Source organism: Myroides phaeus, assembly GCF_900099675.1.
Taxonomy (GTDB): Bacteria; Bacteroidota; Bacteroidia; order Flavobacteriales; family Flavobacteriaceae; genus Flavobacterium; species Flavobacterium phaeum.
On the sequence record NZ_FNDQ01000004.1, the window covers coordinates 35,836 to 58,382 of the forward strand.

General features: G+C 36.6%; 16 protein-coding genes. 3 read left to right on the plus strand and 13 right to left on the minus strand.

Annotated features, from left to right (window positions below):
- Positions 1-332 precede the first annotated feature (332 nt).
- Complete coding sequence (locus tag BLT46_RS03100) at positions 333-1,778, plus strand: hypothetical protein (RefSeq protein WP_090406044.1); 1,446 nt, start codon at positions 333-335, stop codon at positions 1,776-1,778.
- Positions 1,779-1,851: 73 nt separating this feature from the next.
- On the opposite strand, the gene BLT46_RS03105 is transcribed toward BLT46_RS03100, so the two are convergent.
- The 8 genes from BLT46_RS03105 to BLT46_RS03140 all read right to left on the minus strand — a co-directional run bounded on the left by BLT46_RS03105 (position 1,852) and on the right by BLT46_RS03140 (position 11,044).
- Positions 1,852-2,211 carry a helix-turn-helix transcriptional regulator gene (locus BLT46_RS03105; RefSeq protein WP_090406047.1) on the minus strand — a complete coding sequence of 120 codons (360 nt, stop codon included), beginning with the start codon at positions 2,209-2,211 and terminating at the stop codon, positions 1,852-1,854.
- A 6-nt stretch (positions 2,212-2,217) separates the two neighbouring features.
- Positions 2,218-2,742 carry a hypothetical protein gene (locus tag BLT46_RS03110; RefSeq protein ID WP_090406050.1) on the minus strand — a complete coding sequence of 175 codons (525 nt, stop codon included), beginning with the start codon at positions 2,740-2,742 and terminating at the stop codon, positions 2,218-2,220.
- A 461-nt stretch (positions 2,743-3,203) separates the two neighbouring features.
- On the minus strand, positions 3,204-6,083 hold the full coding sequence (locus BLT46_RS03115) for a serine hydrolase domain-containing protein (protein WP_090406053.1): 2,880 nt from the start codon (positions 6,081-6,083) through the stop codon (positions 3,204-3,206).
- Between the two features lie 85 nt (positions 6,084-6,168).
- Positions 6,169-6,654, minus strand: a complete 486-nt coding sequence (locus BLT46_RS03120; RefSeq protein WP_090406056.1) for an ABC transporter ATPase — start codon at positions 6,652-6,654, stop codon at positions 6,169-6,171.
- A 5-nt stretch (positions 6,655-6,659) separates the two neighbouring features.
- Complete coding sequence (locus BLT46_RS03125; RefSeq protein ID WP_090406059.1) at positions 6,660-7,451, minus strand: (Fe-S)-binding protein; 792 nt, start codon at positions 7,449-7,451, stop codon at positions 6,660-6,662.
- A 53-nt stretch (positions 7,452-7,504) separates the two neighbouring features.
- The gene (locus tag BLT46_RS03130) at positions 7,505-8,830 is read right to left on the minus strand and encodes a 4Fe-4S dicluster domain-containing protein (RefSeq protein ID WP_090406062.1); all 1,326 of its coding nucleotides are present in this window, start codon (positions 8,828-8,830) and stop codon (positions 7,505-7,507) included.
- A gap of 55 nt (positions 8,831-8,885) precedes the next feature.
- Positions 8,886-9,845 carry an MlaD family protein gene (locus BLT46_RS03135; protein WP_090406065.1) on the minus strand — a complete coding sequence of 320 codons (960 nt, stop codon included), beginning with the start codon at positions 9,843-9,845 and terminating at the stop codon, positions 8,886-8,888.
- Between the two features lie 56 nt (positions 9,846-9,901).
- On the minus strand, positions 9,902-11,044 hold the full coding sequence (locus BLT46_RS03140) for an N-acetylmuramoyl-L-alanine amidase (protein ID WP_090406069.1): 1,143 nt from the start codon (positions 11,042-11,044) through the stop codon (positions 9,902-9,904).
- A 123-nt stretch (positions 11,045-11,167) separates the two neighbouring features.
- Between BLT46_RS03140 and BLT46_RS03145 the strand changes: the two genes are divergently transcribed.
- Together BLT46_RS03145 and BLT46_RS03150 are read left to right on the plus strand one after the other, a co-directional pair.
- On the plus strand, positions 11,168-13,876 hold the full coding sequence (locus BLT46_RS03145; protein ID WP_090406072.1) for a putative LPS assembly protein LptD: 2,709 nt from the start codon (positions 11,168-11,170) through the stop codon (positions 13,874-13,876).
- Between the two features lie 27 nt (positions 13,877-13,903).
- Positions 13,904-14,284 carry a RidA family protein gene (locus BLT46_RS03150; RefSeq protein ID WP_090406075.1) on the plus strand — a complete coding sequence of 127 codons (381 nt, stop codon included), beginning with the start codon at positions 13,904-13,906 and terminating at the stop codon, positions 14,282-14,284.
- Positions 14,285-14,740: 456 nt separating this feature from the next.
- On the opposite strand, the gene BLT46_RS03155 is transcribed toward BLT46_RS03150, so the two are convergent.
- From BLT46_RS03155 to BLT46_RS03175, 5 genes are all read right to left on the minus strand, one after another.
- Positions 14,741-15,109 carry a methylglyoxal synthase gene (locus BLT46_RS03155; protein ID WP_090406078.1) on the minus strand — a complete coding sequence of 123 codons (369 nt, stop codon included), beginning with the start codon at positions 15,107-15,109 and terminating at the stop codon, positions 14,741-14,743.
- A gap of 12 nt (positions 15,110-15,121) precedes the next feature.
- Complete coding sequence (locus tag BLT46_RS03160) at positions 15,122-15,967, minus strand: BadF/BadG/BcrA/BcrD ATPase family protein (protein ID WP_090406081.1); 846 nt, start codon at positions 15,965-15,967, stop codon at positions 15,122-15,124.
- 13 nt (positions 15,968-15,980) lie between these two features.
- Positions 15,981-16,982, minus strand: a complete 1,002-nt coding sequence (gene gap / locus BLT46_RS03165) for a type I glyceraldehyde-3-phosphate dehydrogenase (RefSeq protein ID WP_090406084.1) — start codon at positions 16,980-16,982, stop codon at positions 15,981-15,983.
- Positions 16,983-17,001: 19 nt separating this feature from the next.
- Positions 17,002-17,988, minus strand: coding sequence for a 6-phosphofructokinase (gene pfkA / locus BLT46_RS03170; RefSeq protein WP_090406086.1), 987 nt, complete (start codon positions 17,986-17,988; stop codon positions 17,002-17,004).
- Between the two features lie 71 nt (positions 17,989-18,059).
- The gene (locus tag BLT46_RS03175; protein WP_245722930.1) at positions 18,060-22,532 is read right to left on the minus strand and encodes a translocation/assembly module TamB domain-containing protein; all 4,473 of its coding nucleotides are present in this window, start codon (positions 22,530-22,532) and stop codon (positions 18,060-18,062) included.
- Positions 22,533-22,547 lie beyond the last annotated feature (15 nt).

Sequence of the window (22,547 nt, forward strand, 5' to 3'; positions counted from 1 at the left end):
TATTTCACACAATACATACTTTTTTTTAACACTAAATAGTTGTCAATACCCCTATTTACCCTAAATATCGTTGAACGTTTTATCTTGTAAACTCTCCTATTCATCGCTATTAAAGCCTTTTTTTAGGTTATTTCAAGAAAAAGACACTTTTTTTCAATGAGCAAAACTTAACAGGTGCATAAACTTTCTACAATAAAAGTCAATAAATTATTGAGTAAATAAAAATTTATTAAAAAATTTCAAAACCAAAAGAATCAACAAACAAAAAATGCAATAAAAAACACAATTATTACACTAATATTTAAGTTCTATTTTTGATAAAAATTCATAATATGAACAAGTACATAACAACATCATTAGTTGCATTAGCTGCTATTGGAACACAAGCACAAGACATCAACATTAAAAAAAATGTGATAAATGTAAACAAGACTCCTGTTGCAAAGATTGAACGTGAGAAATTCCGCTACAAGATTAGTAGTTTAGACGGGCAAATGTATTTTTGGGCAGAAATAGTAAATAATGCTGATTCTGACAAATTCTGGTTACAATTAACTGGTGAAAATGGTAATATTCACGATTTTGAAAACTTGAATAAGTCTGTTTCTTTGAGTAGAGAGAAGACTTTTGTTAATGCCGTTTTTCACAGTACACAAGGCTTAATTCCTGAAACTGGTTTTAATAAAGAGAATGTTGAAGCGCTATTTAAAACTGCTAATACAGAAATATCTGATAAGTGGAAAGAAATAGACAATACACGTCGTCAGCAAAAAACAGAGGAACAAAACCTTATTAAAGAAGATAAAATTACAATTACTGTTGCTGGTAATGTACTACGTGGTGATGAGAAAATTGGTACGATTAAAACGTTATCTGAAACACAAGTTTACACGAAGCATACGGCTACAATCTTTGATATTAAAGGAAATGAGATTGCTACAGTTAAGTATGATGAAGGTATGATAACTAATGCTCGAAACGGTGTAAAAATTAATACGTTTGACTCTAAAGCAATTGATTTATATGACCTTAACTACTTTATGGATAAGGCTGAACCTGCAAAAGCTAACCAAGCTATTATTGCAAGACTTTATGCTAATGGATATAAGTTAGGTGATATGACGCAGCAAATTAGCAATTACAAGAATGCTGAATATGCTGAGAGACAAGAAAAACACGAACAAAAAGTAGAGGAAAACAAGCAAAACTCATTAAATATCTATGATGTTGAAGGGTATGTAATTGATAAAAAAGGTGTTAAACACGAAGGTTTGGTTACTATTGAGTTCGAGTCTGTACAAAATAAAAGCAAGAACTCAGGAATTGCAGACCTTACAAGTTATGGAAACTCTGTTTCTATTAAAGTAGGGAATAAAAAGATGTCGTTTAAAGCGAAGGATAATGTTGAATTTGGAGTACATAAGGATCGTTTCCTTGGTTTAAGTACTTCAAGTGATGGTGGACTTAACAATTCGAATGGAGAGTTAGATCTTTTTGGTGGTTCAAATAAATTCTTACTTGTTGATTTTGAAAAGGATGGCAACTATGTGTTACACCATATTAAGACTCCTAATGATTATTACTTGTTTATCAAAGGTCAGAAAAGTGCTATCTACTTAGGAGATAAGGCTACTTTCGGTACGAGAAAACCAGAGGATGCTAAAAAACTTTTTGACAAGTATATGAATTGTAGTGCATTAAAATATGAAGATCATAATACTGTTTCTAAAGATGGATTAATACAACTTATTGAAGCATATATTAAGGCTTGTAAGTAATAATACAAATGAAAAAGCATAACCATTTCGGTTATGCTTTTTTGTTTATATACGGTCATTGAAGATGTAATACTTACTCTTTGTCCCCTTCATTTAGCAAGGAAACATTAGACTCTGCTAAATTGTAATCATCCGCTATAGGTGGAATATGAAACAAAGCTATTCCTAACACTTCTCCTAAATGAAGCAATGTTTCAATTCTGAAATTCTCTTTTCCTTTTACCCATTTACTAACTTGTTGTGGACTAACATTCATTCGTTCAGCCAAGTCTTTTTGCTTCCAATTCAAATCTGACAATCGCTTTAGAATCAATAACGCTATCTTTTGAGATGTCCGATGCAATTCACGATTAGCTTGACGCTCAGTAATCCACGCTGCAGTATTTCCTTCATCAGGAGATACAAGTGTTAAAAACTTTTCTTTATTTGTCATGCTTGTTTAAATATTTAAAAATTCATAAAAAGAGTCTTCATCAAATATGCCATTGTCTTCTAAAAACAATTTAACCTGCTGTAGTTTATACAGTTCAATACTTGTATATTCTCTATCTTGCATTAGATGTTGCAAAGGCAACTTAACTGCTCCTCCTGTTATTACGTATGTTGATGAGTCTATCCTGACGGCATAGAGTCTTAGATAACGTGTTTTACCTTTCCTTAAGGACAAGTGTACAATGCGAAATTCACGATTATCTAATTGTCTAAAAAACTTATCTAAACAAACAGGTTCTAAATTCACTATAGCAAGTAAACTCCTTTCTATTTGATAACTTTCCTCTGCAATTGAATATGCAATAGCATAAATATTACTCTTAGGATTGATGTCTTGTCTATTCTCTTTTAAAAATTGTAATATCTTTTCTTGGTCAGTCCAAGTTTCCATTAAACTTCTATAGGCATTTATACTTGTTGTTGAATAGTTCACTGTATAAATGTATGGTGCAAAGATAGGTATTATTTTCATATAATCAACTTATAAGTTTATTTTAAAGACACTTAACTTAATACAATATACTACTATCTTATTACACAAAACACCACAAATCAAAGCATTATGGTTTCACACAGAGTACTTATCCTATTTATACAGCTTTCTTTACTACTACTATTAAATCTATAACATTGTGACTAATTGTCAAATAAACACAAATCAACTCTTGCGTCATATTTCCCATATTTACCTTTACATCAGAAATATTCTGAAATATGGAAGTTTCTATTTTTTCCTTTTTTTAATGTCTAACCGATTGACCAACTACGCCAATAAACACAAATCAACTCTTGCGTCATAATTCCCATATTTACCTTTACTTCAGAAATATTCTGAAATATGGAAATTTCACAAACAACTACCACAATCCCTTAAGACCACAAAAAAAGAGGAGCTATTACTAACTCCTCTTTTCTCTATAATCTTGTAAATAACTATTTCACGATTGACTCGTAAATAACAGTCTGAATATTTTCTCTAACGTTTTCTTTAGACAGCCTATTTGTTGTTGCATCCGGATAAGTACGGTTGGCCAAGAAGATATAAACTAAATCTTTCTCTGGATCTGCCCACGCCATTGTTCCTGTAAACCCAGTATGTCCAAAACTTGTCATAGACACACAACCACATGTTGGTCCTGGTTTACCTGCTGGTTGTGGTTTGTCAAAACCAATTCCTCTTCTACTTCCTGCTTCACAATAAACACAGTCGTTAAACGTGTCAAATGTTGATTTAGAAAAGAAACGCTCTCCTCCATATTCTCCTTCATTCAAGTACATCTGCATTACCTTTGCCACATCCAACGCTGAACCAAACAATCCTGCGTGTCCTGCTACTCCTCCTTGCATTGCCGCTCCCATATCGTGAACGTATCCTTGTACTGTTGTATAGCGATAGTAATTGTCAACTTCCGTTGGTGGGATTGACTCAATATCAAACTTTTGCAATGGTAAGTAAGTCAAATGTGTAATTCCCATTTTTAAGAAAAACTCGTCTTGAATTACCTTGTCTAACGGACTATTGTACTTCGATTCGATAAATTCTTTCAACGAAATAAACCCTAAGTCACTGTACTTATAGTCTTTCTTCTTTGCTAAGGGCGACTCTGCTATTTGCTTTAAGATTTCGTTGGTGTACCCTTTTTTAATGAATAAATTCTCTGATACTTGCGTAGGATAATCTGGCGTATAAAAATAACTGTACAAACTAACGTCTGGTTTTTTATTCTCATCTAACGTACGTTTGTAAAACGGAATCCACGCTGGTAACCCAGATTGGTGAGTCAACAAATCTCTGAATGTTATATTCGCTTTGTCTGTACCTTTAAACGCAGGTACCATATTACCCAACTTTGACTCCATCGTAACCTTGTGTTGGTCGTACATCTTAATTAAAATAGGTAAACTACCCAATATCTTCGTTAAGGATGCTAAATCATACAAGTCGGTGTCCTTTACTGCTGTTGTTTTATCATACGTATGGTAACCAAACGACTTTTGATAAACAACGTTTCCGTGTCTGGCAACCAATATCTGCATCCCTGGTGTTAGCTCTCTTTCGATAGCACGCAAGGCAATACTATCAATCTTTGCCAACACAGCTGGGTCCATCCCTTCATTTGCCGGACTTGAAAACCCCAAGCGTTGGATTGGCTTAGTCTTAATACCTGTTTCTACTTCATACTGACTATTAATAGACACAGGCAACTTCCCTTTTGATCCAATTGCTCCAAATACCACTTGTGCAGCAGCTTTGTGTGCAAATGCGTTGTTCTGATAACCAATCACAACTGTTTTTATACCGTTAAACGTAGGCAAACCAGATAAAGCATATGGTTTTGCAAAAGACACCAATACCGTATTTGTTTTCTTAGCTATAGCTGCAATCTGTTGTTTCTCCTCATTTGAGAAGTTGTGATTACGCCAAGGGTTGTCTACTTTATGGTAACCAATCACGATAGTCGAAAACTTACTGATTTCATCTAAATCTGTTGGATCAACTTTACGCACATCTGCATAGTTCTTCAACATCTCTAAAAATGTACTACCATCGTCATCTCCTAACTTCACATACCCGATACGTTGTTTTTCTAAGTGTTTAAATGGGATTAACTTATCGTCATTCTTAACAACAGTTATCGCCTCGTTATACAACTTTTGGTTTAAATCATCATATTCAGCCCCGTTTAAGTCTGCCACTAAAGTTGTTGTATCAATGGGTTCAAACTTAGTCATATTCGACTTAAACTTGTATTCTAATATCTTCTTAACTGAATAGGCTAAACGCTGTTCAGTGATTTCTCCTTTACTATATGCCTCTTTAATTTTTGTCAACGCAGTAGGTACGTCTTCAGAAAACAACAGTAAATCATTTCCTGCATTAAACGCAGCTAAGTCTACTTCCCCTGGTTTCAGATAGTTTGATGCCCCTTTCATATTCAAAGCATCAGTAAAAATCAACCCTTCAAAGCCCATTTCTTCTCTTAACAACTTGGTTACGATATTATAAGAAAGTGAACTTGGTACATTGCTATCTGGTTCGTACGCAGGAATATTCAAGTGAGCAACCATAACACTTGACAAGTCGTTGTCAAACATCTTCTTATATGGCCACAACTCTACTTTGTTTAATCTACCTTTATCGTGGTTGATTACAGGTAGTTTGTGATGTGAGTCAGTCGATGTATCTCCGTGTCCAGGAAAGTGTTTACCTGTTGCAAATACATTCTGACTTTGGTATCCTTTCGTAAAAGCAATCGCTCTATCCGTAACTATCTCACGTGTTTCTCCGTAAGAACGCACACCAATAATTGGGTTTTGCGGATTGATATTAATGTCTAATACCGGACCAAAGTTAAACTGCAAACCTAAGCGTTTTGCTTGTTTTGCCATAGCAACACCTAACTCTTCTATCAGATCCATATTTTGCACTGCTCCCAATGTCATATTGTACGGAAACTTGTATGTCGAATCTAAACGCATACTTAATCCCCATTCACCATCAATACCAATTAGCATAGGCAGTGTACTCATACTTTGTAAGCGATTAGTCATATTCGCTTGTCGCACTGGACCACCTTGAAAAAAGATAAGTCCCCCTATATGTTGCTCTGTTACTAACTTTTCTAAACTTTGTGTGTGTGCTTCATTCTTGTTTGAATAAGCCGCCACCATAAACAATTGGCCAATGCGCTGCTCTAAACTAAGCGTATTATAAACGCTGTCAACCCATTGCGTTTGCCTAACCTTATCAACGGTTTTCTGTCCCATAGCAGTTGACGCTGCCATAAGTAGTAATAATGTGAGTTTTTTCATTAGCTGTTTTATTATGTCAAAAAAAAATCACCATCAAAAAACAATTTGATGATGATTTTGATATTGTAAATTTAGAGATTACAATCTACTTAAAAAAGCGTGAATGCCAACTTTCAGCTGCTGGTACTTCCCAGTATTCTCTGAATTCTCCTAAATCATTTACTAAATTATTGAAAACAATAGTGTTAGCAGAAACAGACTTAGATTTTACCATTGTTTTAAACTCTAATAAAGTTTTAAAAGCAATGAAATCTCCTGTTTTATACGTAACATTCATCTTATCTAATAAGTCAACACCGTATTTTTGTTCTAATGATTGAATCATTCCAACTGATGCGTCAATTGAACATCCAGATGCTGCGTGTACTTCTTGGTCCACTGCAAGGATGATAAATCGGTTATACTTAATAGTGTATGATGCTTGTAATGGTGTTGCGTGAGCAGCCCACTCTTGTGTAAAGTCTGCTAAAACTTTGTCTATTTCTTGAACCTCCTCATCTGAGAATTTGCGATTTGATTGATAAATCCAAACTCGAGAATGGTCAGGCATTTCTTCAAATGGTATGTACATAACTCTTATAAATCTTCTGCATTTGCAATTAACTCTGCCACGTCAAGTACTTTTACTTCGTGTTCTTTGTCTTTAAACTTAACACCATCTGTCAACATTGTATTACAAAACGGACACCCTGCAGCAATGATTTCAGCCTTAGTTCCTAACGCTTCTTCTGTACGCTCTACGTGAACTTCTTTGCTTCCGTGTTCTGGCTCTTTGAACAATTGTGCTCCTCCAGCTCCACAACAAAAACCATTCTGTCTTGAACGCTTCATTTCTACAAGCTCTGCGTCTAATTTTTCAATTAATTGACGTGGTGCTTCATAAACTTGATTCGCACGTCCTAAATAACAAGGGTCGTGGAATGTAATTCTCTTTCCTTTGAAGTTTCCTCCTTCAATTGTTAATCTTCCATCGTCTAAAAGCGATTTAAGAAACTCTGTGTGGTGTACTACTTCATATTTTCCTCCTAATCCAGGATACTCATTCTTTAATGTATTAAAGCAGTGCGGACAAGCAGTAACGATTTTCTTTACTTCATATCCGTCTAAAACTTGGATATTCATCATTGCTTGCATTTGAAATGCAAACTCGTTTCCTGCTCTCTTTGCTGGGTCTCCTGTACATCCTTCTTCTGTACCAAGAACTGCAAAAGGAACCTTTGCTTTATTTAATATCTTTACAAATGCTTTTGTAATTTTCTTTGCTCTATCGTCAAAACTCCCTGAACAACCAACCCAAAACAAAACTTCTGGTTGCTCGCCCTTTGCCATCATTTCAGCCATTGTAGGCACTACTAAATTTTCTGACATAATATTTGAATGTATTGTGATAATCTCCCTAAGGGATTATGATTGTTAGTTAATTAGTTTTCGTCTTTCCAGTTTAATCGATCCATTTGGTTATACTGCCAAGGTGCTCCATTGTTCTCAATATTTTGCATCATATTGTTTAACTCTGTTGGCGCAGCACTTTGCTCCATTACCAAATAACGTCTCATATCCATAATAATAGACAACGGACTAATGTCAATCGGACACTCTTCCACACATGCATTACAAGTATTACAAGCCCAAAGCTCTTCTGCTGTAATATAATCATTTAACAACGTTTTACCGTCGTCTACAAACTGACCATTATTAGCGTCCATAATTTTACTTACGTCTTCTAAACGATCGCGTGTAGACATCATAATCTTACGTGGAGATAATTTCTTCCCTGTAATATTTTGCGGACAAGATGATGTACAACGACCACACTCTGTACAAGAGTATGCGTTCATCAACTGAACCCAGTTTAAATCCATTACGTCTTGCGCACCAAATTTCTCTGGCTCACCTTGCGGTTCTGCTGGAGCTGCAAATGGGTCTGCATTCGGATCCATCATCAACTGTACTTCTTTTTTAACAGACTCTAAGTTGTCGAATTCTCCTTGTGGTTCTAAGTTCGCATAATACGTGTTTGGGAACGCCAAGAAAATGTGTAGGTGTTTTGAATAATAAAGGTAGTTCATAAAGAACATCACCCCTATAATATGTGCCCACCAACAAAAACGCTCTATAAAAGCTACTGTTCCAAGGTTCATTCCGTCAAAAATAGGACTAATAAATCCTGAGATTGGGAATGCTCCTGCTTCGTTATAGTGTGTATACGATTGCGTTTGTAAGAAGTAATCTGCTGCATTCATTATTAAAAAGAAACACATTAAAATTGTTTCAATATAAATAATATTATTAGCATCACGCTTAGCCCACCCTTCCATTTCTGGTTGGTTAAAACGCTTAAGCTTGATTACATTTCTTCTAATCCAAAATACCACAACTCCAAATATTACAAGGAATGCAAGTATTTCAAAGAATCCTATTAAGAAGTTATATCCTGAACCTAAGAACGAGAACGCTCTGTGGGTACCAAATAAACCGTCTATAATGATTTCTAACATCTCAATGTTTATAATCACAAAACCTACATATACAAAGATGTGTAGAATTGCTGGGATAGGTCTTTTAACCATTTTCGATTGCCCTAAAGCAACGCGAATCATATTTTTCCAGCGTTCTTTTGGGTTATCAGAACGATCAATATCACGTCCTAATTTAATGTTGCGGATTAGCTTCTTTATATTTTTAATGAAAAAGCCAAAACCAACAACTAATAGAAGTAAAAATAATACTTGGCCTAAATACTGCATAGTAGTAATAATTGTTTCAAAAAATTGTTAGTTGATCTTTGTTGGTTTGTTTGGTTTAGTTATTCTCTTTATTCTCTTCCACTACAATTACTGTTTCTCCTTCTTTTCCTTGGTAAGGTGTCGCCTTTTTACCAAATAATGAGAAATGAACATAACGTTTTGGATTGTTTTTCAAATCACCTAATAGCAATTCTAATTCTTTTGATGCCCCTGTAAGATTAGCGTATAGTTCTTCATCTTTCAACAATTTACCAACTGACCCTTTACCGCTTTGGATATCTGCCATAATTTTATCCATATTGGTAGTTGCATTGTCTAATTTAGTAAACGTAGATTGAATATCCAAAGTTTTTAAATCTGAAGATAGTGCTGCAAAGTTAGTACTCATTGTATTCAAGTTGTTCAATGTACCGTCTAACTTAGGTCCTGATGTAGCAATCATCTTGTTTGCTCCAGCTAATGTTCCGTTTAATTCGTGAACTGCACCTTTTAAGTCTGCTTGCATTTTTTCATCCATAATGCTGTTTAAAGCAAGGATCATTTCGTTAGCATTAGCCAATACTGCCTCTACTTTGTCTTTTAAAGGTAATATTTCTTCTGTTAACTTGTCGGTCATATCTTTTTGCAAGTCTCCTTTAATAAAGTCTCCTGACTCAGCAAAATTTGAATCACCAAACTGTGGATTAATCATAATTGCTTTACCGCCAATTAATCCTGGTGAATAGATTGTAGCAACGCTGCTTTTAGCAATATCTACTTTTTGAGTCATTAATAACTCTACATTTAGTTTTCCTGTTTTGTTGTCTAAACTGATTTTAGAGACTTTACCAACTACTAAACCGTTGATTGTAACATTAGAAGATGTTGTTAAGCCTTCTACATTGTCATACTCCACATAGTATTTAGTACTGTTATCGAAAATGTTATTCCCTTTTAAGAAAGAATATCCCCAAATAAATAGTGCAATTGCCCCTAATACTAAAATAGCTGTCTTAATTTCTTTTGATATTTTCAAAACTTGTTCTTTTTAATACACGCAAAAATAAACTTTTATTCTTTACGCAATCGATATTATTTTAAAGCTTCTTCTACGCTTACAGACTTTCCGTTTTTATAAGCGACGATAAATGCTGATTTATGTCCTTTTGCTTTAGCTTCTTGCATTAGTTTTTTAGCTGTTGCATGATCGCTTGTGCTACCGTAGAAATACTTGTTTAACTTACCTGATTTCTGCATAGTAACCCCCTTTAGTCCACCAAAATTCTGTGGTTTTAGAGCTAATACCTTCGCACTCGCTGCAATTTGCACTTTAAATTCGACATTATTGTTATTTTTTGTTGTTGCTGTACTATTTTTAGAATTATTCTTAGTAGTAGTTGCTGTTGTAGTTGTCGTAGATTTACTTGGTGTTACTTCACTTTTATCTGCAACAATAACGCTTCCTCCTCCGTAATACGCTGCTTTATAAGCCATAATTCCTTTAGCAATTGAAGATGCTAACTCTTTTTGACCTTTTGATGACGAAAGGTAAGCTCCTTCTGCCGGGTTAGAGACAAATCCTAACTCAATAAGGATACTTGGCATAAACGCGCCGTGTAATACCCAAAACGGTCCTTGCTTCACTCCTCTGTTCTTTCTCTTTAGGTCGTTTGTAAAACCGTCTTGTACTCTTCCTGCTAAATCAATACTTTGGTGGATGTAGTCTTCTTGGATCAACGTCAATCCAATAATAGACTCTGGAGACGATGGGTCAAACCCTGCGTACTTCGTTTTATAGTCGTCCTCCATCATAATAACCGAGTTCTCCGTTTTTGCTACGTCAAGGTTAGATTTGTTTTTACTTAAACCCATTACGAAAGTCTCTGTTCCTGATGCTGCTTCTGAGTTTACTCCATTACAGTGTATTGATACGAATACATTACCGTTATTTTTATTAGCCAATACAGATCTTTCTCTTACTGGTACAAAAACGTCTGTTTTACGTGTGTAATACACTTCAATATCTGATTGTTTTTCTAAAATCTTCCCTACTTCTAACGCCACAGCAAGAACGATGTCTTTCTCAACATTTTTCTTGTGATTAGTACCTGTATCTTGCCCCCCGTGTCCCGGGTCTAATACAACTTTAAACTTTTGGCTTTTCTGTGCTGATACAGAAAAACAAACCAATAAAAATGCTAGTAATGCGAACAGTTTAGAACGACTGCAATTCATAAAAATGATATTTATAATGTTTTATAATTTGAATAAAAATTACATTTTTCAGAAAAAATATATGTAAGTTTGACACGTTTTAAAAAACGAGCTTAGTTTTACAAAAATAGCATATATATAGGTTTGCGAACAAATATTTTTAATATCGTTTTTATTTTATTCACTTTTAGTGCCATTTTCTCTCAAAAAAGCACTGCACAAGAATTTAATAAAAAATACGTACCGGTTAATTCCTCTACTCCAAAAGACTCTGTAGCAACAACTAAGAACGCTACAGCAACTACGTCTGTGCCTAAAAATGAGGCAAAAAAAGATCCGAAAAAAGATGTCAAAACTGACACTTTAACGCCTAAAGAGAAGCCTCTTTTAGAGGATATGGTTTATAGAAAGGCGAAGGACTACGAAAAACTTGACTTAAAGAAGAAAGAAATCACTTTATATAACGAGGCGGAAGTAAAATACCAAGACTTCGAACTTACAGCGGGTAAAATTGTTTTTAACTACGAAACAAATGAAATATCTGCTGGGGGTATTAAAGATAGTGTGGGTAATATGCACCAATTTCCTGTGTTTAAGCAAGGGGAACAGATTGTTGAGCCTGACTCTATCCGATTTAACTCTAAAACAAAGAAAGCTTTGGTGTGGAAGTCGCGTACTTCTCAAGGGGAATTTAGAATTAAGTCTGAATTGACTAAGAAAGAAAACGACTCTGTTTACTTTATGAAGGACGTAATCTTTACTACGGCTAAAGACCTTGACGATCCTGAATATTACTTCAAAACAAGAAAGATTAAACTTGTACCTGGTAAAAAGGTTATTACAGGGGTAACGAATATGGTGATTGCTGATGTACCTACTCCTCTTGGATTGCCGTTTGCCTTTTTCCCTATGTCAGAGAAGGCTGAATCTGGGTTTATATTCCCAAGTTTTGGGGACACTAACCAACAAGGATACTACATTCAAAACGGAGGATACTACTTTGCTATTAGTGATAAAGTGGACTTAAACGTTTTAGGAGATTACTACACCAACGGAAGCTGGGGATTGCGTTTAAATAGTTCGTACGCTCAACGATATAAGTACAATGGGCGTGTGTTAGTGAGGTATGAAAACAATATCTTCTCTGAAAAAGGACTACCTGATTATTCGTCAAGTAAAATGTACAATATTCAGTGGAATCACAACCAGGATAGTAAAGCTAATCCAAGTTCGCGTTTCTCTGCATCGGTAAACTTAGGTAGTAGCCAATACTTTAGACAGACTAACAACACGTATAACGTGGGGGCTTCTATGAATAATACGATGAGTTCTTCTATCAGCTACCAACGTACGTTTGAAGGAGTGCCACAAGTGAATATGTCTTTAACGGCTACGCACTCACAATCGACAAATACTAAGGAGATTAATATGACCTTGCCAACTTTACAAGTGAACGTGGACCGTGTGTTCCCTTTTGCACCGAAGTTTGGAGCTAAGAAAGGTCTTATTAAGAACTTAAACCTTACCTACTCTGTTCGCGGAGAAAACCGCGTTAGAACTCACGAAGATTTCTTCTTTAAAAGAGAAATGTTTGACAGTTTAAACACCGGATTTCAACATAGTATTCCTATTTCTACAAACTTTAAGTTGTTTAAATATTTCTCTGTTACAGCAGGGGGAGCTTTCAACGAGGTTTGGTATTTCAACACAATTAAAAAGGAGTACAATCCTGAAAAGAACAAGGTTGAAGATATACGCGTTAATGGTTTTGACAGTTATAGAACATATAACTTTAACGCAAGCATCGGAACTACAATCTACGGTACTTTCAACTTCAGCAAAGACGCAAAACTTCAGGCTATTCGCCACGTAATGCGCCCAAGTGTTGGATACTCATACACACCGAGCTTTGAAAAATATTACGACACTTACGCAATTGATGCAACCGGACAGACAATGCAAGAGTACACCCGATTCCAAGGAGGTATATTTGGCGCGCCAGGTAAGACAATGTCTAATATGATGAACTTCGGATTGAGTAACACCTTTGAAGCGAAAGTTAGAGATGACGAAAACGAAAAAGGAGAAGCAAAGAAAGTAATGTTGTTAAACAGCTTAAACTTCTCTACAAGTTATAATATGTCTGCCGACTCATTAAAATGGTCTCCAATGCGTGTTAGCGCTGGTACTTCTCTTTTCAAAGAGAAAATGCAGATTAACTTCGGAGCAACGTTAGACCCGTATGCACTTGACAACAATAACCGTCGTATTGACACATATAACATCAACAACGGAGGTAGTTTATTCCGATTAACAAGTGCAAACGTAACTGTTAACTGGTCAATGTCAAGTCAAGATGCAATGTTTGGTGGTGCTGCAAAAGACAACCAAAACTCTGTTGACAACGGTGGACGTCCGGATGATTTATTTGGTCGCTCAATGGAGTTAGGAGACAACAGAAAGAGTATGCTTGGCAATCAAGATGAAGAAAGAGATTTTGAAGGCTTCTTCAACGCTAAACTACCGTGGGACTTAACATTCGCTTATTCGTTAACCTACAACAACTCGTCTCGTCAAAATGAAATCGTAAACAATTCAGTGATGGTTTCTGGAAACGTAGAATTAACACCTAAGTGGAGAGTTGGGGTTTCAACAGGTTATGACTTCGTACAACAAGGAGTAACGTTTACACAGTTGCGATTTGAAAGAGACTTGATGAGCTGGCGTATGGACTTCTCTTGGGTTCCAATTGGACCTTACCAAAGTTGGGGATTCTTCATCGGTATTCGTTCTTCAATGTTGAGCGATATCAAGTGGGAAAAGAGAAAAGCACCAGACAAGATTTATAGATAATTAACCAAATAAGAAAATATTTACAAGATGAAAAAGATTATAAACTCAGACAAAGCTCCAGCTCCAATCGGACCATACAACCACTCGGTAATGGTAGGTGATTTACTTTTTATCTCTGGTCAAATTCCTTTTAACCAAGCAACAGAAACACTGGTTACAACAGGAATTGAAGACGAAGCAAAACAAGTAATGGCAAACTTAGAAGCAATTCTTGAAGCTGCTGGATTAACTTTTGAAAACGTTGTAAAGTCAACTATTTTCTTAACTGATATGAATGACTTTGCTAAAGTAAACGAGATTTACGGAAGCTTCTTCACTATCGAAACTGCTCCAGCAAGAGAGTGTATTCAAGTAGTAAAATTGCCTCGTAATGTAAACGTAGAGATTTCAATGATTGCAAGTAAATAAGCAGTCAACACATTATACTAAAAGCCCTTAAATTAAGTTTTAAGGGCTTTTCTTTTTAAATACACCTTCAGTTAACTTATTTTCCTAAAAAACCAACAGCTCCTCCCTATACAAGTCTGAACGACAATTCATCTCCTGTTAAAACAAATACAGTAATAATCGCCTTTGCATCTTGCTTTAACCGTATCAAATACCACACTCCTACCACACTTCTACCACACACCTTCGGTAAAAAGGCTTATTTTCGAGAGTGTGTGGGACAAATGTGGTAGAAGTGTCGAACATGGTACTATCAAAACACGTGTTAAACTACTGCTATATTCGATATACAGAGGTATTCAAAACATTGTCTCTATTCAAAAAACTTGTTGTAAACTAAAATAACACCTAAAAAATAAGCACAAAAAAACGCTATGAAAAGCATTCACAGCGTTTATATATTCAAGTAAATAGCACCTATTTACTTATCGCATTTAAAAGTAACTGAGCCGAAGCCTCATTCGTAGCTAAAGGCACATTATGTACGTCACAAACACGCAACAACATATTGATATCTGGTTCGTGCGGGTGTTTTCCAAGTGGATCTTTAAAGAAAAGTACCATACCTGTTTTACCTTCAGCAACGCGACCAGCGATCTGCGCATCACCTCCCATTGGACCAGAAAGCATTCGTCTAACTTCAAAACCAGCATCCTGAGCCATACTACCAGTTGTACCAGTACCAATCAAAGAAATGCCCTCTGCTGTTAGTATATCGCGATTTTTCTTGATAAAATCCAACAACTCTTTTTTCTTAGCATCGTGTGCTACAATTGCTATTTCCATAACCTACGTTTTTTATTTGTGATACAATATTAAACCATCTAACGGTTTCTGTATAATCTTCCCTACTTTGATATTGTGATCTGCTAACACCTGTCTAAATTCATCTTGCAAAAAGTAAGCAACTGAACCAACAAAATGCACAGGAACATCAACGTATTCTGGGTTATTTTTGATGTAATTAGTAACAAAGAAATCTACTTGTTCGCGTATCATTTCCTGAAAATAAGGATGATCTTTATACTCAATCAAAAACGGCAAAAAAGACGCCATATAAGCATTTGGATTCTCCTTTTTATAGAAGTTGTACTTTACAACGTCTGCATCAATATCATACTTTGCCGAGAACGCAATAGCCAAATCAATTGGCAACATTCGCAGAAAATAACTTTTCAAAAGCAAGCGTCCAAAAGAACTACCACTACAATCATCCATCGCCATAAAACCAAGCGACTGTATGCGTTGGTGTACTTTCACTCCATCAAAATATGAAACATTTGACCCCGTACCATTAATACACACAATTCCACTTTCCCCACGATCTACCGTAGCATAAATAGCCGCATACGTATCTTCGTGAACGTGAATTGCTGTACAATTCGTAAAATACCCTTCAAAAAAGTTCCTAACAATACTATTCGTACGATCAGATCCACACCCTGCACCATAAAAATAAAGTTCTTTAACCGCGTCTTTGTTCTTTGAAATATCAGGAACAGTATTTACGCGAGTAAAGAACTCATCTAAAGAAACAACTTCAGGATTAAGCCCTAAGCTTGTTACTGAAGTTGTTACATTATTATTCTGGTCAAAGAAGATCCAATCGGCTTTAGTAGAACCACTATCAACGATTATCTTCATTCAATCTCTTTAATTACTTAACAGTATTCATTAAAATAGCCATTTCAATCATCTTAGCAGAGTATCCGTACTCGTTATCATACCAAGCGATAAATTTATAGAAAGTACTATTTAATGCGATACCCGCTTTAGAGTCAACGATACAAGTATGTGGATCAGAAACGAAGTCTTGAGACACAACATCATCCTCAACATAAGCCATAATACCTTTTAACTCGTTCTCACTTGCTTTTTTCAATACAGCCATAATCTCTTCATAAGAAGTTTCTTTCGCTACTTTTACAGTTAAATCAACTGCAGAAACGTCAGCTGTAGGAACACGCATTGACATACCTGTTAATTTCCCTTTTAATTCAGGAATAACCTTTCCAACCGCTTTAGCAGCACCTGTTGAAGCAGGAATCATATTTACTAATGCAGAACGACCACCTCTAAAGTCTTTTTTAGACGGCCCATCAACTGTGTACTGAGTTGCAGTAGCAGCGTGGATAGTAGTCATTAACCCTTCAACAATACCAAAGTTATCATTGATAACTTTAGCAATCGGAGCTAAACAGTTAGTAGTACAAGACGCGTTAGAAACAATAGTATCAGTCGCTTTTAATTCTTTATGGTTAACCCCCATAACATACATAGGAGCATCAGGAGACGGAGCAGAAATCAATACTTTTTTTGCACCAGCATCAATGTGTTTTTGAGCACCAGCCAAATCTTTGAAAATACCTGTACAATCAGCAACAATATCAACGTTCACCTCGTCCCATTTCAATAAAGAAGGGTCTTTCTCAGCAGTAACGCGGATAGTTTGTCCATTAACAACTAAATTTCCATCTTTAACCTCAACAGTACCGTCAAAACGTCCGTGAACAGAGTCAAACTTAATTAAGTAAGCTAATTGCTCTACAGTCATTAAATCATTAACCGCTACGATTTCAACATTATTATATTTTACTGCTTCTCTCAACATTAAACGTCCAATACGTCCAAAACCATTAATACCAATTCTAGTTTTCATCTTCAAAATTTTTTAATTATTAAATACTAATTATATCAGATACCCTAAGTAACTCAGCATCTATTTGTGAGTGTCCTTTTACAGCTTGCTCTAAAGGAGTTAAAGCAACTTGGTCGTTAATTAAACCAACCATATAATTGCGTTTACCCTCCAGCAAAGTTTCCACTGCCTTTACGCTCAATCTACTTGCTAACACCCTGTCAAAACAAGATGGAGCTCCACCTCTTTGCATATGGCCTAACACAGACACACGTACGTCATACTCAGGTAAATTTTCTTCTACATATGCACCAAGTTCAAAAACATTCTTACCAAGTCTTTCACCCTCAGCTACAAGTACAATACTTGACGATTTTCCTGTTAACTTACTTTTCTGAAGCGACTCTAACAAGCGCTCAAGTCCCATATTTTCTTCAGGAATGATAATCTCTTCTGCTCCAGCACCAATACCCGCATTTAAAGCGATGTGCCCAGCATCACGTCCCATAACCTCAACGAAGAAAAGACGCTTGTGTGAACTCGCCGTATCTCTAATCTTATCCACCGCATCAACAACTGTGTTTAACGCCGTATCAAAACCGATTGTATGGCTTGTTCCGTGAATATCATTATCAATTGTACCTGGTATTCCCATTACAGGAATATCAAATTCTTTACTAAGCACCATTGCCCCAGTGAAACTACCGTCTCCACCAATCACAATTAAAGCATCAAGCTGTGCATTCTTTATATTTTCATAAGCTGTTTTACGACCTTCTTCTGTTTTAAAAGCAGAACAACGAGCTGTTTTCAAGATTGTACCACCTTTGTTAATGATGTAATTTACATCACGAGGCCCTAATACCTCAAAATCCCCTTCCACAAGTCCTTGAAACCCTCTAAAGATTCCAACACACATAACATCGTGAAAAGCACAAGTACGTACAATAGCTCTAATAGCAGCGTTCATACCTGGAGCATCACCTCCAGATGTCAAAACACCAATCTTTCTAATCCCCTTAGTCATATTTTATCGTTTTGAGTAAATTTAGTGATTAATTGCGATTTTAACAATTAAATTGTTTCTTAAAAAAGCTACTATTTTGTTAAAGGGTAAGTGCTTGATTCATTTGACGTAGGCTTGCGTCTTGATTCATAAAACTTAATGAAATCACGGTTAAAATCTGAATCAGGAAGCTCCTCAGAGCGATTATTATCTTGTTTTTTATCTGATTTCTTCTCGCGTTCCTTTTTATCCGCTCTATGTAAGATTTTTGACAGCAATTCCTTAAACGTATCAAAGTCCACCTCATACGTTAGCCCCACACCTTGTGTATAACCAATCCCTTCACCGATGTAGTTAATATCATTCTCTCTATTAAAGAAACGCGCACTTAGAGAACCTGCTTCATTCAAGCGCAATAACACCTCAACATCACCAACAATCACCGACTGCTCTACTCCTCCAACAGGTACACCTAACTTACCGTTTACAGAAATACGGTCGTTTACTTTTGTAGAGAATGTTACTCCAACACGTCCTTCTGTTGTTGTGTACGGATTACGCTCTCCTTGTGCATAGTTAAGTCCCACTTTAAACTTATCGTCTTCATCAGAGAAAATATCGTCAAAAATACTACTTGCACGTTCAAACAAACTACCCGCTAACGTTGACGATGAGTTGTCTGAAGAGAAGAACGAACCTGTTGCCAACAGCGCCATCGCTTGTCTTTCACGCGTATCTCTATCGCTCAACTTATAATCTAACTCCGATTTTACCACCGAACTAACATTAGGGAAGTTAATCTCAAAGTCAACCTCCGGATTACTCAAACTACCGTTTAACACAATAGCCACATCCGTTGGAACTTTTCTATTGATAATTGAGTTGTCTATAATCACACTTGGGTTAGCATCTGTGTGGTAAATCGCCTGTAAATCCAGTATTGCATTCAACGGATCCCCGTCCCATCTGATAGTACCATACTTTTTAACCACAAACTTCTTGTCGATTAACCCTCCGTATTTGAAGTTGTATTCTCCCTCATACGCTTGGAAATCTCCCCACATATTGAACTTCCCAAGGGTATTAATCTCCATCGTGATAAATCCTGCCCCTTTTCCTTTCATAGCGTGACCAGACTCTCTATCTAAGATAATCTCAATCTCCGCATCAGGCGTAACGATGAACTCGAAATCAAGTTCTATGCCACTATTGCGGTATTTATACAAGTCTTGGTCTTTTCCAATTAAACGCAGATGCTTTTCCTTAGGCGACAAGAAGTGAATAAAGTTGTTTTCACCCGTATTCTGAGCTTCTTTAAGCGGAATCTTAATAGCCGTTCCCTTGTTTGACGTAGCGTTAATGTTAATCGCCAACATCTCAACAGGACCACTCAACTTAGCCGACCCGTTAATAAACGCCTGTCCGTAGTACAAACTCCCCTCTTCAAACTTCGTATCCAATGCCAACAAGTTAGTAGATGTAAGCCCCAAGTTAAGCGACCAATCGTTAAACATCTTATGCGATATTTCTCCGTCCACAAACCCTTCGGTCTTGTACTTACTGTCTATAATCTTCACCTTGCGCAAAATAAACTGTCGCTCTGTCAAGTCCAGTGCTGCATCCTCCTCAAAGTTGTAATCCACACCAGTAAACTTAGACGTCATTCCGGCATTGTTCAAATGCAAACGCCCATTCACATCAGGCTTACTCACCGTACCTTGAATAGTAATCTTACCTGAAGTCGTTCCTCGCACATCAGACACAATCGTCTGCAATAGCGGTTCTATCGCCTTCACTCTAAACCCTCTAAACCCAGATTCCAAGTTCAGATACGTCTGTTTATTCAATATATCCACGTTTCCGTTTAAATAAAAACGCTCTTCATCTTTATCAACGATACTTGACTCTACCGTAAACTTCTCTAAACGATCATCCCCATCTACGTTAAACTTCAAATCCCCCGTATAAACTTTATTGATAAATAGGGAATCAATACCGATATTAGCTCTCGGCTGGAACACGTCCTTCTTCTGAGAGAAGTGAATATCCCCATTTAAGTTACCAGCAAACTCAATATTGCTAATATCCGGAGTAATCTTAGCCAAGTCCACATTGGTAAACACTAAATCAAAGTTCTTATACGTCGAATCACGTACCACCCCGTTTAAGTTTACCTCCTGTCCTTTGTGTGAAAGCGTTAATCCGTCTATAATAAAGTCTGTCAGCTTCTTGTTGAAAACCAACTTATTCTCTTTGTTCTCTTTTTCGTTAATACTCCACAAGAAATCCTTAAAGAACACTTCCGACTTTTTAAACCCAACCACAGACAAGTTTTCCTCGTTAATCGTGTGGAATAAGTTCAAGTTAAACTTATCCTTGTTATTCGCCCCCCCTTTAAACTCTGAACGCACAAAAAGCGTATCGTTATACGTAAGGTTAATCAAGTTAAAGTCTGTAATCTTATACACGTTTGACTTCACACTATCAATCGACACATACGCATTATAAAGCGGGTTAGAATTGTTTACATCCAACAGAATATTGAAAAACGAAAACTTGTCGATACCAATGCTTGGCGAATTAAAGTTTAACTTAAACTCATTGTTATCGTTATCAATCACCCCTTCCACGTGAGTCAAAGCACTCACCGTTAATTGTGGCAAGAACACCTCAATCAACCTATTGTGAACCGTAATATCAAAATCAAGATACTGTCCCTCCTTAATCTTATAAGGCGAGTAATTCGTGTACAAACTACCCAAGGCATTAGTAAACAGCGACTTTAAGTCTGCAAAAGAGAACTTCCCTTTCACATACCCGTCAATCGCTTCTTTAGAGCTCATAGAAATCAAGCGCTCTCTTTGCTCATTAAACGAAGAAGTCAACGTAAAGTTGTCAAAAATGTAAATATCCTTACTATTCTCGTAATGCGCTTGGTGAATTGTAAACTCTCCTGCTAAATCATCCAGCGTATTCCCGGCTGCCTTAAACTCAAACGCCCCACTAAACTTAGCCAACGTATCATTTACCAAGCGAAGTGCGTGCAAATCAGCATAATCGATATCTGCTTCAAAGTCGTAGTTCTTCACCTCCGCACTCAAGTCAATCACCCCATTAAAGTCCAGCTTCAAGTTAGGATCCTGACTATGTACTAATCCGCGGTAATACGGCATTTTCATAAAACCATCCACCGCCAAGCCAGTGTACTTATACTTGTTGAACACAAAAGAGAACACGTCTCCCTTTACAGAAGTATTCAGTGATTTTTGGTTAAACCCAACCCCGTCAATATCTAAGTTCAACGACGTTACCCCAAAATTGTGGTTATTGATAAACTCCCCTAAGTCAAACTGATCCAAGATCACGTTCCCTTTATAAGCAGCCTTATCCGGATTATCTAAATTATCTATTTCAACAATAGCAATACCCTTACCGATAGACGTCAGAATATGCACATTTGTATCCAACGTACGCTTGGTCAACTCTACATCCCCCTGTAAGTTCACATTACCTAAAGCAGACAATTGCTCAGGCAGTAAACTACCCAATATCTCCGGCATCAAGCCCACCAAATTATTACGCGTAACGTACAATCTATCCACATTTGCCTTCATCCAGAACGGCTTGTCTTTATCAAACACGTTTTTAAAGTGGAACAACCCACGTACATTAGACGTATTCTCATCCACCAAGTTCACGTTCTTCATAAAGAAGTCGTTCATCACACCATCGATATGTCCACGTACAAACACGTTTTTATTCTCAGAAAACACCCCCGTAAACACATTCAAATCAGACGTATTCAAAGACGCATTTCTAATCTCAAAGTTCCAATTCACTTTATCTGCGAAATACTTCATATCCCCAAGGGCGTAAGTAAACTCTAAGTCCCCTTCAATCGCCGACTTATTCGTAACGATATTCAAGTCCTTCACCCCGATACTTGTCTTCGTATGAGAAAAATCACCCGATAGGTTTTTCAACCCCATTCCCCAGTGATCATCAAACTTTGCGTGTAAAATATTCCCATAAATATCCGGTCCTTTAATAAAGAAGTCCTTCACTTGTCCCTCAATATCCTTAAAGTCCACTGCTACTTCCGTCTCCGCAGTTTCATCCGAAATAATCAGGTGTGTTCCTTTCAACGTAACCAAAGGCGACTTCAATCTGAACTTACCCTGTCCCGGTTGTCCATCGTCAAAAGCGTTGATAAAGTGATCCAACGTCGTTTCCTCTTCCCCTTTATACTTGTGAATGCGCAAATACAGACTATCGATGTACGCATTGCCAAAAAACAAACGTCCCTGCGTCAACTCCTTAAAATCAAGGATACGCGTTTTAAAACTCTTAATATAAAGGAAGTCGTTACCTTTAATATCTTTTGCCTCTACCCCTTTCAGGTTAATGCCACCAAAGATGTCTAAAGCCAACTTATCTATGTGAATATCAGTACCGAATTTTGAATTGATCGAGTTCATCGCCTGTTTAGCCAAGTACGTTTGTACAGGTGGTAATAGCAATGCCCCTGCTGTAAGTATAAGCAGTGCAAACAGCCCTAAAATCAAGCGAAAAACTATTTT